This is a genomic window from Chitinophaga sp. 180180018-3, assembly GCF_037893185.1.
Classification (GTDB): Bacteria; Bacteroidota; Bacteroidia; order Chitinophagales; family Chitinophagaceae; genus Chitinophaga.
The window spans coordinates 6,096,861-6,112,212 of sequence record NZ_CP140772.1 but is presented as its reverse complement, the minus strand read 5'-3'; the positions used below and the strand labels follow the sequence as shown (position 1 = coordinate 6,112,212).

Below are 15,352 nucleotides of genomic sequence, written 5' to 3'. Positions count from 1 at the left end.
AAGCCGCATGGAACATCGTCATTTAAACTTAAAGTGGCTATTTGTTTTTATGACCCCCTTTTGTTTAAATTGTGACAAAAATAGCATAAATCAGGTGCAAACCTTGAGGATTCTTTAATTTCATAACTAACCGGATATGAGCGTAGGACTAAAGCTGGTAGCAGACAGCGGATCTACAAAAACAGAATGGGGGGTGTTGGGCACAGGAACGCCAGTGATATTGAAAACACAGGGTGTCAGCCCGTATTTTCAGACCAGCGACCAGATCAGGGCAATCCTGACCAATGAACTGGGGCCACAGCTCCCGGCGGGCCATATAGCGGCAGTACATTTTTACGGAACAGGCCTGGCACAGGCAAAGAATATACAACTGGTATCGGATGCTATTAAGGCAGTTTGGCCGGATGCGATAACCGAAGTGCAGCACGACCTGATGGGGGCCGCCCGTTCGCTCTGCGGCCATAGTGAAGGCGTGGTAAGCATCCTGGGAACAGGCTCCAATTCCGGGTATTACGATGGAAAGGAAATTGTAAAGAACAATCCCGGGCTGGGATTTATTCTGGGAGATGAAGGCAGCGGTGCTTATCTCGGCCGCAAGGTATTACAATACTATCTGTATAAAAGCTTCGACGACGACCTGTACGCCCGTTTCGAATATAAATACAAGACCACTAAAGATGAGATCCTGGAAAACGTGTACAGGAAGCCACTGGCTAATCGTTACCTGGCCAGCTTTACTGAGTTCATCTCCGAAAACAGGGGGCATTTCATGATTGAAAATATCCTGGAAGACGGCCTCAATGATTTCTTCTTTAATCATATTTATAAGTACCGGGAAAGCTGGACTACCGCCCTGCATTTCACCGGTGGAATTGCCTGGAACTTCCGCGACATCCTCAGTGAACTATGTGAGCTGTACGAGCTGCCGCTGGGCAAGGTACTTCGTACCCCTATGGAAGGACTCCTGGAATATCATCGCTAATTATTATCAACAATTATAAAATTGTCTATGTCATTTATAAAAGTAACGGAACAGGCTTCTCATTACCGCCATTTAGAGAAGATGAGCGTGCAGGAGCTGCTGGTAAATATCAACAAGGAAGATCAGACCGTTCCGTTGGCTGTGGAAAAGGCTATCCCGCAGATTGAAAAACTGGTAGCTGCCATTGCAGATAAAATGCTGGCAGGTGGCCGCCTGTTCTATATCGGAGCTGGTACCAGTGGCCGTCTCGGAGTAGTGGATGCTTCTGAATGCCCACCCACTTTCGGAGTGCCACAGGGCCTGGTAGTGGGGCTCATTGCGGGAGGCGACAACGCTATCCGTAAAGCAGTGGAGTTTGCAGAAGATAGCCGTACCCAGGGCTGGGAAGACCTGCAGGCTTATAACATTACCTCTGGCGATGTGGTAGTAGGAATTGCCGCCAGCGGTACTACTCCATACGTGATTGCGGCCCTCGAAACATGCCGCCGTAATGGGATTGTTACAGGAAGTATCAGCTGCAATCCGGGTGCTCCCGTATCTGCTGCTGCCGATTTCCCGGTAGAAGTAGTGGTAGGTCCTGAATTTGTGACCGGCAGCACCCGTATGAAAAGTGGTACGGCACAGAAGCTGGTGCTGAACATGATCTCTACAGCGGTGATGATACAGCTGGGAAGGGTAGAAGACAATAAAATGGTAAATATGCAGCTCAGTAACGAAAAGCTGGTAGATCGTGGCGTGAAGATGCTCATGGAACAGCTTTCGCTTACGGATTATGAACAGGCACATACACTGCTGCTGAAAGCCGGTAGCGTTAAGAAAGCAGTAGAAGAATTTAAGCAACAATAATTTAAAAGACTTTAACCCACAGGCCGGTTATGCACAACATAGAGCCCTATTATAACTGGCGGCATCTTTACACCGCCGAAGAAGATGAGTACTCTCCCTTCTATGGAAGAGAGTATAGTGAGTTTGAATATTCCAATGCGGTATATAACTATTATATACACCCGCAATGGGATGAATTTGGCTCACGGAACCTGTACATGAAGATCCTGTACACCGACTACCAGTTCAATTTTGTTGTCATAGAATTACTGGGAGAATGGAATGATGCAATAGATAATGATATCATGACGCTCAAGCGGAATATCATCGATACGCTGATTGCACAGGGAATTACAAAATTTATACTGATCACTGAAAATGTGCTGAATTTCCATTCTTCAGATGATTGTTATTATGAAGAATGGTGGGAAGATATCCGCGATGATGGTGGATGGATCGTTAGCCTTAACATGCCAAAGGCCACCCGTGAAGAGTTTGAGCGGGCCCGCCTGCACCACTACGTCCACCTGCTGGACGATGATAAATGGAGAACCTACCAGCCTTTACACCTGTTTAACATGGTGGATAACATCATGCTGAAACGCCTGGAATAAAGTTTAATTTTCATTACAAAATGAAAGATATTATGCGTGAATATTTGATTTTCAATCATTAATAATTGATAATCAATAATTATTCATGCTAAAACCTGATAAATATCATTTGGTTTTTATTTTTCCTGCTTTAAATTTGCCCGACATTTCAAACATCTTTTTTATACAAGGAAGCTTAGATTTTTACTTATGAAGTGGTCACAGTTCTTTAATACCTCTATCGGTAAGAAGTTATTGGTAGGCGCTACCGGCTTGTTTCTCTGCAGTTTCGTGATAGTTCACCTCGCGGGAAATGTTCAGCTGTTGTACAATGATGAAGGCAAGGCTTTTAACGCATATGCTGCGTTCATGGGGCATAACAGCCTGATTCAGTTTATTGCCTGGGGGCTGAAAATTGTGATTCTGCTACACGCCTTCATTGCGTTACAGCTCACATTCAGGAACAGAGCAGCCCGCCCTGTTAAGTATGCGGTAAGTCCGGGTAACCAGACTTCCTCCTGGTTCAGCCGGCAGATGGCTATCATGGGAAGCATACTCTTTATCTTCATCGTTATCCACCTGGTTAACTTCTGGGCAAAATTCCACTACGGCGAAATGCCGCTCCACACCTACCCCGGAATGGAAGAACCACTGAAAGATCTTTACCTGGTGACACAGGAAACTTTTAAACAAGGTTGGTTGGTTGTACTTTATGTAATCGGAATGATCGGTTTATCTTTCCACCTCGTTCACGGTTTTAAAAGTGCTTGTCAGACCTTCGGTTTAAACCACAAGAAATACAACGGCCTGATCAACTTCCTCGGCGTGTGGCTGTTTGGAATTGCTATCCCTGTTGGTTTTGCCATTATTCCCGTTGTAATCTATTTCAAATAATTCTGTAAAGTCAAGGATATATGTTGAACGCAAAAATTCCTGCCGGACCTTTAAATTCCAAATGGGAAGACTATAAAGGACATTGTAAACTGGTGAATCCTGCCAATAAGCGTAATCTGGAAGTGATCGTTATTGGTACAGGTTTAGCCGGCGCTTCAGCAGCGGCTTCATTAGGTGAGTTAGGATATAAAGTAAAAGCATTCTGCTTTCAGGATAGCCCCCGTCGCGCACACAGTATTGCTGCACAGGGTGGTATTAACGCTGCAAAGAATTATCAGAACGATGGCGACTCTGTTTTCCGTCTGTTCTACGATACTGTTAAAGGAGGTGACTATCGCGCCCGTGAGGCCAATGTTCACCGCCTGGCAGAAGTGAGTGGTAATATTATTGATCAGTGCGTGGCACAGGGTGTGCCTTTTGCACGTGAATATGGCGGACTGTTAAGCAACCGTTCTTTCGGTGGTACGCAGGTACAACGTACTTTCTATGCTGCCGGTCAGACTGGTCAGCAGTTGCTGTTGGGTGCCTATTCGGCCCTGGAGCGCCAGGTAGCCCTGGGAAATGTAAAGATGTACAGCCGTCATGAAATGCTGGATATTGTGAAGATAGATGGTAAAGCCCGTGGTATCATTGCCAGGAACCTGGTGTCAGGTGAACTGGAACGCCACTTTGGCCATGCTGTACTGATCTGCAGCGGTGGTTATGGCAACGTTTTCTTCCTCTCCACCAACGCAATGGGTTCTAACGTAACAGCAGCCTGGAAAGCCACCAAACAGGGTGCTTACTTTGCCAATCCCTGCTTTACACAGATACACCCTACCTGTATCCCCGTATCCGGCGATCACCAGTCGAAACTGACACTGATGTCTGAATCGCTGCGTAACGACGGCCGTATCTGGGTGCCTAAGAAACAAAACGATACCCGCAAAGCCAGCGACATCCCTGAAGATGAAAGGGATTATTACCTGGAAAGAAGATACCCTGCATTTGGTAACCTCGTACCCCGCGACGTGGCTTCCCGTGCAGCAAAAGAAAGATGCGATGCCGGCTACGGCGTTGGTACCTCCAAACAGGCCGTATACCTCGACTTTGCCGCCGCTATTGAGCGTTATGGTAAAATCGAAGTGGGTAAACGCCAGCTGAACAACGTTTCTTCCGAAGAAGTGATCAAACTGGGTAAAGAAGTAGTAGCGGAGAAATATGGTAACCTGTTCGACATGTACGCTAAAATCACCGGCGAAAACCCTTACGAAACGCCGATGCGCATCTACCCTGCGGTGCACTACACCATGGGTGGCCTCTGGGTCGATTATGAGCTGGGTACAACCGTACCAGGCCTCTATTCCCTCGGGGAAGCGAACTTCTCTGATCACGGCGCTAACCGCCTCGGTGCTTCTGCACTGATGCAGGGCCTCGCCGATGGTTACTTCGTGATTCCATATACCATTGGTAACTACCTCGCCGATGAGATCCGCAACAAAGCACTGCCTACAGATCATCCTGCTTTTGTGGAAGCTGAACAGAAGGTAAGAGATAACATCAATAAACTGATGAACATCAAGGGTAGCAGATCCGTTGACTCCTTCCACAAGAAACTCGGTAAGATCATGTGGGATAAATGCGGTATGGCCCGTAACGAAAAAGGTCTGAAAGAAGCGATTGAGGAAATCAAGGCGCTGAGGGCCGAATTCTGGAAAGATGTACGTATCCCTGGTGAAGCCAATGAGTTCAACCCTGAACTGGAGAAAGCCGGTCGCGTGGCCGACTTCCTGGAACTGGGAGAACTGATGTGCGTGGATGCGCTGCACCGCCGCGAATCCTGTGGTGGCCACTTCCGCGAAGAATCACAAACTCCGGATGGGGAAGCACAACGCGACGATGCAAACTTCTCTTACGTGGCAGCATGGGAATACAAAGGTGAAAGCCAGTTCGAACTGCACAAGGAAGACCTGGTATTCGACGAATGTAAACCTACTCAGCGTAGCTATAAATAATGGTTATTGGCTCGCTGCATAACAGCCGGCCAGGATTATAAATCAAATAATTGTCCAAGGTATATGGAACATTATAACATGAACCTCACATTAAAAGTGTGGAGGCAGAAAAACAAAAACGATCAGGGCAGATTCGAAACTTACCAGGCTAAGAACATTTCTTCTGAAATGTCGTTCCTGGAGATGTTTGATGTAGTGAACGAGGACCTGATCAAAGAAGGAAAAGAACCCATCGCTTTCGACCACGACTGCCGCGAAGGTATCTGCGGTATGTGCTCTATGCATATTAACGGCCGCGCTCACGGCCCCTGGGCTGGTACTACTACCTGTCAGCTGCACATGCGCGCTTTCAAAGACGGTGATACCATCACCGTTGAACCCTGGAGAGCTGGTGCTTTCCCGGTGCTGAAAGACCTGACAGTAGACAGATCTGCATTTGACCGTATCATTGAAGCAGGTGGTTATATTTCCGTAAACACAGGTAATGCCCAGGATGCCAACAACCTGCCGGTCGACAAACACAAGGCAGATCTGGCATTTGCTGCTGCCGCCTGTATCGGTTGCGGAGCCTGCGTTGCCGCCTGTAAGAACTCTTCGGCTATGTTGTTCGTATCCGCGAAGGTTTCTCAGCTGGCGCTCCTGCCTCAGGGACAACCTGAAAGCCAAACCCGCGTTCTCAATATGATTGCTCAGATGGACAAGGAAGGATTCGGTAGCTGTACCAACACCGGCGCCTGCGAAGCAGAATGTCCTAAAGAAATTTCATTGACCAATATCGCCCGACTGAACAGAGAGTTCATCGGAGCAGGATTTGGATCAGAGAAGTAGAAAGAATTACGAATTAAAAATTACGAATTACGAAATAACCCGAAGACCTTAGTGAGTAATTAAATTATTTAATTATCAGCTAAGGTCTTCGGGTTATTTCGTAATTCATAATTCGTAATTCATGATTTTTTTTATTATTATGTGGTTCCCTTTATAAACCCACATTATATGTCTGATCAATCTCGCAGAAAGTTTATCAAACACATCAGCAGTACTGCAGCCCTGTTGGGCATCGGCCATCTGGCAGCCCTCGGTAAAGAACCAGAAAATATACATCTGCTTCAGCCGCAGAAAAGAATATCTCCCAATGATAAGATCCGTATTGCCGGTATAGGAATGGGGATCATGGGCTTTGGTGATGTGCATACAGCGCTTCAGGTGCCAGGCGTGGAGCTGGTGGCGGCGGCCGACCTGTACGACGGTCATCTGACCCGCGTTAAGGAAGTATTTGGCGCCCAGGTGGCTACCACCCGCGATTATCGCGAAATACTGAAAAGAAAGGATATAGATGCCGTTATTATTGCTACGCCCGATCATTGGCACGATACAATTGCCATTGCCGCTATGGAAGCCGGTAAAGCAGTTTATTGCGAGAAGCCAATGGTACAGCAGATCGAAGAAGGACACAAAGTAATAGCTGCCCAGAAACGCACCAAAGCGGTATTTCAGGTAGGTAGTCAGCGCGTGAGCAGCATCGCCATGGCAGAAGCCCGTAAACGTTACCTCGCCGGAGATATCGGAAAACTCAACCTCGTAGATGCCCGGATCGACCGCCACAGCGCATTGGGCGCCTGGCAATATTCTATTCCAACCGATGCATCGCCGGCTACCATGGATTTTGATACTTTCCTGAAGGATACCGCCAAAGTACCTTTCGATCCTATTCGCTTCTTCCGCTGGCGCAACTACCAGGCCTACGGTACAGGCGTGCCCGGCGATCTGTTTGTACATCTCATTTCCGGTCTGCATTTTATTACCGGCTCCCTCGGGCCCGAATCTGTTTACGCCAGCGGCAACCTGGTGCAATGGAAAGATGGCCGGGATGTGCCCGACGTAATGGTGGCCATTTTTAACTACCCTGAAACCAAAGAACATCCCGCCTTCCAGATGACGCTCCGCGTAAACTTTGCCGATGGCAGCGGCGGTGGCGAATATACCCGCCTTATCGGTACCGAAGGTGTGATGGAAATGGGATGGAACGACTTTAAAATAAAGAAACAAAAACTTCCCGAAGCCCCCGGCTATGGCGGATGGGATACTTATAACACTTTCACAGACGCAGAGAAAAAACTATTCGTAAAACAATACGATGCGAAATATCCGGAAAGCGCCCGTAAGCCCATCGAATCGGGCGACAGCTACGCAGCTCCACATGGATACGACGACCGGTTAGATCACTTCACCAACTTTTTCGAATCTATGCGCTCCGGTAAACCGGTGGTGGAAGACGCAGTGTTTGGTCTCAGAGCTGCCGGACCCGCACTGGTGACCAACAAAAGCTATTTCAGCAGGAATGTCATTAAATGGGATCCTGTGAACATGAAAATAGTGTAATTTGTAACACTGTTTTTACGTTTACAGTACTATTTAAATCTATCTCCTATGTTTAAACACTTCCAGGGTAATTTATTGTTGCTTTTGGGAACTTTGCTTTTGTCCTGTAATGAAAAGAAGAATACTATGAATGAGCAGACGACTATCCAGCCGCCAGTGGCAAAGAAAATAGCAAAAGAACTCAATATCCACGGTGATAAGCGAATCGATAATTATTACTGGATGAACGACCGGGAGAATCCTGATGTACGCGCCTGGCTGAACGCCGAAAACGCATACCTCGACACTGTCATGTCTCCCGAAAAAAAACTACGGGAAAAACTCTTCAGCGAGATGAAATCCCGCATTAAGGAAACAGACGTGACAGTGCCGTATCTCAAAAATGGTTACTACTATTATACCCGCTTTGAGCACGGAAAAGAATATCCCGTGTACTGCCGCAAGAAGGGTAGTCTCGAAGCATCAGAACAGGTAATACTGGATGTGAATCAACTCGCGCAGGGCCACGCTTATTGCCATGTAGGCGGATTAAGCGTAAGCCCGGATGCCCACCTGCTGGCTTATGCCATCGATACGGTTAGCCGTCGCCGTTATACCATCCGTATCAAAAACCTGGATACCAACGAACTGCTGCCCGATGAGATTCCCGATACCGATCCGGGTGGCGCCTGGGCCAGCGATAACAAAACCCTTTTCTACGTGCATAAGGATACGGTGACCCTCCGGGCCGATCGTGTCATGCGTCATGAACTGGGGAATACGGCCGATAAAGAAGTATTCAACGAAACGGACGAAACTTTCGATGTAAGCGTTTCTAAAACCAAGTCGGGCAAGTATATCGTTATCAGCAGCGAAAGTACCCTGTCGTCCGAATGCCGCATCCTGGACGCTTCCCGGCCCAACGATGCTTTCCGGGTATTTCAGCCGCGCACCAAAGACATGCTCTATGATATCGGGCACCGGGATAATAAATTCTACATCCGCACCAATTGGAATGCGCTTAACTTCCGGCTGATGGAAACTTCTGTGGATAAAACATCCCGCCAGAACTGGAAGGAGATCATCCCCAACCGGAACGATGTATTACTGGAAGGCTTCGATCTGTTCAGGGATTTTACAGTATTGGAAGAAAGAAAGGGTGGGCTTACACATATCCGCGTAATCAACGAAAGAACACATACTGAAAAGTCGATTCCACTTCCCGAGAGAACTTACAACGTATACGCCGGCAACAATCCTGAGCTCGACAGTAAGGAGTTCCGCTATCATTATACTTCTCTCATTACCCCTAATTCCGTGTTCGACTACAACATGGAAACCGGTAAGAGTGAGTTGAAACGGCAGCAGGAGGTATTAGGTGGATATGATCCTAAGGACTATGCTACTGAATGGTTGTTTGCCACGGCCAGCGATGGTACAAAGGTGCCTGTGTCTGTTGTTTATAAGAAAACATTTGAAAAGAACGGAAAAAGTCCGCTCTTGCTTTACGGCTATGGCTCCTATGGCAACAGCATGGAATCTTCATTCGATTCGGACCTGATTAGCCTGCTGGATCGCGGTTTTGCTTACGCCATTGCGCATATACGCGGAGGGCAGGAAATGGGCCGCCAATGGTATGAAGATGGAAAGATGTTTAAAAAGAAAAACACTTTCACCGATTTCATTGCCTGTGCAGAATATCTGATCAGGCAGAAGTATACCGATACGGCTCATCTCTATGCAATGGGAGGCAGTGCCGGCGGCCTGCTGATGGGCGCTGTAGTGAACATGCACCCCGAACTGTTTCATGGCGTAATTGCCCGCGTGCCATTCGTAGATGTAGTAACTACCATGCTGGATGAAAGCATTCCGCTGACTACTGGAGAATTTGACGAGTGGGGAAATCCCAAGAACAAGGATGCGTACGATTACATGAAATCCTATTCCCCTTACGATAACGTAACCAGTAAAGCATATCCAAATCTGCTCGTCACTACCGGTTTACACGACTCACAGGTGCAATACTGGGAACCGGCCAAATGGGTGGCCAAGCTGCGGGAGCTGAAAACAGATCACCATCTGCTGCTGTTGCACACCAACATGGAAGCCGGACATGGCGGGGCTTCCGGGCGATTCAAATCGCTGGAAGAAGTAGCACTGGAGTATGCATTTTTGCTGAAACTGGAAGGAAAATAAAAAAGCCGCGGTTTTGTAACCGCGGCTTTTTTAACTCGTATACATTTTCGCAGAGGATACTTTTTTCTCGTAGAAGATCTCGGCCATCTTATCAAAAATACTGGGATCGTCCGTCGTATAAAAGCTGCGGTGTTGTGTTTTGCTGAGCCTTGTTTCCATTTCCGGATGACGAAGGAGATAGTCTTTCAGGCTGTGGGCCACGATCTTTCCCTGCGACAGCACCGTAATGCCTCCGGGCAGAAACTGCCGGATCTTTTTCATCAGCAGCGGATAATGGGTGCAGCCCAGTACCAGTGTGTCTATTTCCGATGATTGCGACAATATTTTGTCCAGATACTCTTTTACAAAATAATCAGCGCCTTCACTTTCATGTTCATTATTTTCTATCAGCGGAACCCACATAGGGCAGGCCAGCTGATAGGTTTTTACATTCGGGAAAAACTTCCGTATTTCTATCGGATACGATGCTGAGGATACCGTGCCGTTAGTGGCCAGTATGCCTACTTCACCGGTTTGGGTAATAGTACCTACCATTTCAGTAGTGGGCCGTATCACACCCAGCACGCGGTTGTTGGGAGCTATACGCGGCAGGTCTTTCTGCTGGATGGTGCGCAATGCTTTAGCCGAAGCAGTATTACAGGCAACAATCACCAGCGGACATCCCATATCAAACAGCTTTTGCACACACTCCAGTGTGTAAGCATGAATCGTGTCGAATCCACGGTTGCCGTATGGTGCACGGGCATTATCGCCGAGGTAGATATAGTCGTATTGCGGCAATTCCGCTTCTATTTCCTTTAGCACAGTCAAGCCTCCGTATCCGGAGTCGAATACCCCGATTGGTCCCTTCATGGTTCAGTGTCTTTTTGCATCAGGCCGGAGCCGGTTAAATCATAGATTTTCTGTATCTCATGGAGCACGCCCTCAAAGTCGATCTGTAGGTCTATCAGTTCGCCGGTTTTTACATCATATACCCAGCCATGTACCGTAGGATAGCCTTTGGCGAGGAACGACTTCTGCACGGCGGCAGTTTTGATTACGTTGATGCACTGTTCCTGTGTATTCAGCTCCACGAGGCGGTTGTAGCGTTCATGCTCATCAGTAATAGCGTTGAGCTCATCCATGTGCAGACGGTATACATCACGGATATTCCGCAGCCAGGGATTCAGTATGCCCAGATCTTTCGCCTGCATGGCCGATTTAACACCGCCACAGTTATAGTGGCCGCAAACAATGATATGTTTGACTTCCAGGTGTACTACGGCGTAGTTGATCACACCCATGACATTAAGATCCGTATTCGGAACCAGATTGGCAATGTTGCGGTGAACAAACACTTCCCCGGCATCCAGGCCCATAATATCGTTGGTAGGTACGCGGCTGTCGCTGCACCCGATATACAGGTAATCCGGTGACTGAGAGGTGGCCATCTTTTCAAAGAACTCCTTATCCGTGGCCATTTTAGAGGCCACCCAACGCCGGTTATTCTCAAATATCTGGTTGTATGCTGTCATGCCGTATCAATTTATTACGCGCTAAAGATACGTACAGAAAGCATATGTACCTGTCATGTATTACAATCAATTATCGGATAACAGACAACAGGCAGGCCTTTTTCATCAACATTATTAATAAAAAAATAACAGTTCTTTTGACCGGTTAGCAGGCCCGGACAAGTACTCCGGTGAGCCACTGTTGCCAATTGCCGGCGGGCCTGATTCGTTGCGGATGACTTCCCTTCCCGGATAATACTGTAAAAATATAATTATAAATATATTATGAATATCATTTTATTATTATATTAGTAGTTATTCCTTCTTGGAAACCCCGTATAAAATAAGTACCTTTGCAGCTTCAAAATTTACACAGCCAGCATGATCAGTGTTAAAAATGTAACGCTCTCTTTCGGTAAGAGAGTATTGTTTGACGAAGTAAACCTCAATTTCACTAAAGGAAATTGTTATGGTGTGATTGGGGCCAATGGAGCAGGTAAGTCCACATTTCTGAAGATATTATCAGGTGAAATAGAACCTAACAAAGGTACTGTGGAGATCACTCCGGGAGAGCGTATGAGCGTCCTGAAGCAGAACCACTTCGAATTTGATGACATTACTGTATTGAATACAGTATTGATGGGGAATAAGAAGTTATGGGAGATAGCAAATGAAAAAGATGCTATTTATGCCAAGGAAGACTTTACAGAAGAAGATGGGATTCGTGCAGGTGAGCTCGAGGCAGAATATGGTGAAATGGGTGGTTACACCGCTGAAAGCGATGCGGGTGTACTCCTGGGCGATCTGGGTGTAAAGGAAGACATGCATAGTGTGTTGATGAAAGATATTACAGGTAGCCTGAAAGTGCGTGTGCTGCTGGCACAGGCGCTGTTTGGCAATCCTGATATCCTGTTGTTGGATGAGCCTACGAATGACCTCGACGTGGAAACAATCGGCTGGTTGGAAAACTTCCTGGCCGACTACGAAAACATAGTGATCGTAGTATCCCACGATCGTCACTTCCTGGATGCTGTTTGTACGCATGTAGCGGATGTTGATCGCGCCAAGATCCAGATCTTTAGCGGTAACTATACATTCTGGTACGAATCATCCCAGCTGATGGCCCGCCAGATCGCGGATAAGAACAAGAAGATGGAAGAGAAGCGTAAAGACCTCCTCGACTTCATCGCCCGATTCAGTGCGAACGCTTCCAAGAGCAAGCAGGCTACTTCCCGTAAAAAAGCATTGGAGAAACTGGTTATTGAAGATATACAACCTTCTAACCGTAAATATCCTGGTATCATCTTCAAACAACAGCGTGAAGTGGGTAACCAGATCCTGAACGTAGAGAAACTGGAAAAACTGCTAGATGGCCGCAAACTGTTCACTGATGTAACTTTCTCAGTAAACAAGAACGATAAAGTCGCTTTCCTCTCTAAAGATCACCTGGCCGTTACTACTTTCTTTGAAGTGATCAATAATGAAGCGCAGGCCGACAGCGGTAAACTGGAGTGGGGTACCACAGTGACGAATGCTTATCTGCCAAACGATAACGCTGCGTTCTTCACAGATAAAAACCTCAACCTGATGGACTGGCTGCGTCAGTATGTGCCGCCTCATGTAACAGATGTGGATGAGCCTTTCCTGCGTGGTTTCCTGGGTAAAATGTTGTTTGGTGGAGATGAGATCATGAAGAAAACTTCTGTGCTGAGTGGTGGTGAGAAAGTGCGTTGCATGATTAGCCGTATGATGTTGCAGGATCCGAACGTCCTTACCCTCGACGAACCTACCAACCACCTCGATTTGGAATCCATCCAGTCGTTCAACGAAAGCATGATCAACTACAAAGGAATTGTGCTCTTCACCACGCATGACCATACCTTCATGCAATCCGTAGCGAACCGCATCATCGAGCTCACGCCTAAAGGCATCATCGACCGCATGATGACCTTCGATGAATATCTCGCCGACGACCGCGTGAAAGTACTCCGCGAAGAGATGTACGGAGATCTGGTAGGAGTTGCGAGTTAATTAAGAATATAGAAAGAAGAATTAAGAAATAAAGCGAAGACCTTAGCGATTATTATTATACGCTAAGGTCTTCGCTTTATTTCTTAATTCTTCTTTCTATATTCTTAATTCTACAAATATTCTTCTATCACTTTCAGTTTATTCTTATCCAGCGGCTTTGTAATATAGCCCATCAGTTCCGGCGTGTGTTGTACTTTCTGTATATCCCGTACATCCACAGAAGAAGAGCACATAATAATAGGGATGGTATTCTTAAGCGTTGTTTTCAGGCCCCTGTATGCTTCGATGAAATCCCAGCCATTCATACGTTGCATATTCATGTCCAGAATAATAAGGGAGGGCAATGGAGGCTGAGGGCTGCTGGAAAGCTGTTCCAGTGCCTCTTCGGCACACAGAAAAGAAGTTACTGTCAAGTCATTGCTTTGCTGCCCTAACATTTTTTTGATAATGAAATGAAATATTTCATCATCATCAACAACGTACACTATTTTGTTCATGTCTGCCATGCTTCGGTTTTAATGGGCTTCTTATCTTACTTAGTCTGCTACAAAAGATGCGCTAATCGCGTTGCGAAGAAAGAATCGCTTTATTTGCCGTTCACAAAAATTAAGGGCAATGATTTCAACTTCAGGGCACTACAAGCAGCTGGAATCGATCATTCACTTTAATTGTAAACGGGGTAGTCAGGGCTTTACCTGCCTGTTACATTCTTCTCAAGCATTGGTCTGGGTCCACAGTGGCCTCCGGTTAGGATGTAACGCGGAAGCAAAGAACGTTAATTTAATTTTATTTTTATATATATGTTTTTGGCAATAACTAATCATTAACAAATTAGATAAGTGAAAAAAATATCAAAACAGCGGAATAAACAGTGTGACCTTGGTTTAGGGAGATAAAAAGAGCGGAGAGTATTACCCTCCGCTCCGGTTATTTGCTCAGCTGCTTCGCTGATAATTCGTTTCAATTATTTAAAACAGACCACCTTTTCTCAGCGTTACTTTGCCCTGACCGATCTTGTAACCGTTATGGTAGATCTCTACAGCATAGTCGCCTGGTTTGAAATCAGAATTCTGTTTCCAATCCATGGAAACGCTTTGTTTCTGGCCTGTAACATATGCTACAGTTTTCTTGGTAGTGTACAGTTTTTCAGTACCATCTTCCAGTGTGAACCGTCCGGAACCCAGTGCTTCTACTGCCAGTGGCGAACCATCAGGAGCAGTGATCGCAACATATATATCTTTATTGCCGGTAGGAGCAATGCGGTTATCATCCAGGTCGAAGGAAACACGCATCATGTCGGCACGTTTTGCCTTAGTGGTTTCTACTTCTTTACCGTTGTGTTTTACACGGATCGGTTGCAGATGAATGTTAGAAGCGTGCAGCACTGAACCCAGGTCCACTTTCTTATTCAGACTGTCTTTTACAACAGATACTGAATCACGCTCTTTACGCGCTACATCTCTTTCACCGGCGATGACTATCTTTTCTCCCTGCAGACGTTCGATAGTTTGCTGGTAACCTTCTATATTGGATTTCAACTGTTCAATGAGGCGACGGGCCTCTGCCAACTGGGCCTGAGTAGCATTCTTGTTGCTCAGGATGCTGGAGATCCTTGCCTTCATGTCCTGTATTTCCTTATCTTTTGTTTTAACAAGACTATCCATCCGCGTGTTCTGAGAAATCAGATCATCCAGTCGCGCATTAGCCGCGTTATATTCCTGCTGTAAGGCATCGCGGGAAGAGGACAGGGAATCTACTTGAACGCTTTTCTGTGCGATTTGCTCACTGGATTTATTTTTGTCATATAACATATATATCCAGGTACCGGCAAGAGCTGCTATTAAAATACCGTAAATTAGACCATTGCGGCTCTTCGGTTTCTCCGACCCGGACGGGCCTGGAGTAGGTGAGTTAAAAGTGTTCTCCGTCATAGTTGTGAGTTTTATGTTTAATAGTTATATGGTTAAAATTCTTTATTCAAAA

At 46.4% G+C, this 15,352-nt stretch carries 13 protein-coding genes; 9 read left to right on the top strand and 4 right to left on the bottom strand.

Features of this window, described 5'->3' with window-relative positions:
* Positions 1 to 136 precede the first annotated feature (136 nt).
* From UNH61_RS23770 to UNH61_RS23735, 8 genes are all read left to right on the top strand, one after another.
* Entirely contained in the window at positions 137 to 982 is an 846-nt protein-coding gene (locus UNH61_RS23770) for a BadF/BadG/BcrA/BcrD ATPase family protein (protein ID WP_326994510.1), read from the top strand.
* Between the two features lie 27 nt (positions 983 to 1,009).
* Positions 1,010 to 1,828, top strand: a complete 819-nt coding sequence (murQ, locus tag UNH61_RS23765) for an N-acetylmuramic acid 6-phosphate etherase (RefSeq protein WP_326994509.1) — start codon at positions 1,010 to 1,012, stop codon at positions 1,826 to 1,828.
* A gap of 29 nt (positions 1,829 to 1,857) precedes the next feature.
* Entirely contained in the window at positions 1,858 to 2,421 is a 564-nt protein-coding gene (locus UNH61_RS23760) for a hypothetical protein (protein WP_326994508.1), read from the top strand.
* A gap of 189 nt (positions 2,422 to 2,610) precedes the next feature.
* Entirely contained in the window at positions 2,611 to 3,294 is a 684-nt protein-coding gene (locus UNH61_RS23755; RefSeq protein WP_326994507.1) for a succinate dehydrogenase cytochrome b subunit, read from the top strand.
* A gap of 20 nt (positions 3,295 to 3,314) precedes the next feature.
* The gene (locus UNH61_RS23750) at positions 3,315 to 5,288 is read left to right on the top strand and encodes a fumarate reductase/succinate dehydrogenase flavoprotein subunit (RefSeq protein ID WP_326994506.1); all 1,974 of its coding nucleotides are present in this window, start codon (positions 3,315 to 3,317) and stop codon (positions 5,286 to 5,288) included.
* Between the two features lie 63 nt (positions 5,289 to 5,351).
* Positions 5,352 to 6,116 (top strand): succinate dehydrogenase/fumarate reductase iron-sulfur subunit, encoded by a 765-nt coding sequence (locus tag UNH61_RS23745; RefSeq protein ID WP_326994505.1) that lies wholly within the window; start codon positions 5,352 to 5,354, stop codon positions 6,114 to 6,116.
* 168 nt (positions 6,117 to 6,284) lie between these two features.
* Complete coding sequence (locus UNH61_RS23740) at positions 6,285 to 7,670, top strand: Gfo/Idh/MocA family oxidoreductase (RefSeq protein WP_326994504.1); 1,386 nt, start codon at positions 6,285 to 6,287, stop codon at positions 7,668 to 7,670.
* A gap of 126 nt (positions 7,671 to 7,796) precedes the next feature.
* The gene (locus UNH61_RS23735) at positions 7,797 to 9,845 is read left to right on the top strand and encodes a S9 family peptidase (RefSeq protein ID WP_326994503.1); all 2,049 of its coding nucleotides are present in this window, start codon (positions 7,797 to 7,799) and stop codon (positions 9,843 to 9,845) included.
* A gap of 30 nt (positions 9,846 to 9,875) precedes the next feature.
* On the opposite strand, the gene murI is transcribed toward UNH61_RS23735, so the two are convergent.
* Both murI and UNH61_RS23725 read right to left on the bottom strand, forming a co-directional pair.
* Positions 9,876 to 10,697 carry a glutamate racemase gene (gene murI, locus UNH61_RS23730; RefSeq protein ID WP_326994502.1) on the bottom strand — a complete coding sequence of 274 codons (822 nt, stop codon included), beginning with the start codon at positions 10,695 to 10,697 and terminating at the stop codon, positions 9,876 to 9,878.
* On the bottom strand, positions 10,694 to 11,359 hold the full coding sequence (locus tag UNH61_RS23725) for a carbonic anhydrase (protein WP_326994501.1): 666 nt from the start codon (positions 11,357 to 11,359) through the stop codon (positions 10,694 to 10,696). The genes murI and UNH61_RS23725 overlap by 4 nt, the downstream gene beginning before the upstream one ends.
* 360 nt (positions 11,360 to 11,719) lie before the next feature.
* Between UNH61_RS23725 and UNH61_RS23720 the strand changes: the two genes are divergently transcribed.
* A complete protein-coding gene (locus tag UNH61_RS23720; protein ID WP_326994500.1) occupies positions 11,720 to 13,369 on the top strand; it encodes an ATP-binding cassette domain-containing protein in 1,650 nt (549 codons plus the stop codon).
* A 110-nt stretch (positions 13,370 to 13,479) separates the two neighbouring features.
* Here the strand turns inward: UNH61_RS23720 and UNH61_RS23715 are convergent, their stop codons facing one another.
* Both UNH61_RS23715 and UNH61_RS23710 read right to left on the bottom strand, forming a co-directional pair.
* Positions 13,480 to 13,875: a response regulator gene (locus UNH61_RS23715; RefSeq protein WP_326994499.1), complete on the bottom strand. Its 396-nt coding sequence runs from the start codon at positions 13,873 to 13,875 to the stop codon at positions 13,480 to 13,482.
* A gap of 462 nt (positions 13,876 to 14,337) precedes the next feature.
* The gene (locus UNH61_RS23710; protein WP_326994498.1) at positions 14,338 to 15,300 is read right to left on the bottom strand and encodes a hypothetical protein; all 963 of its coding nucleotides are present in this window, start codon (positions 15,298 to 15,300) and stop codon (positions 14,338 to 14,340) included.
* Between the last annotated feature and the right edge of the window lie 52 nt (positions 15,301 to 15,352).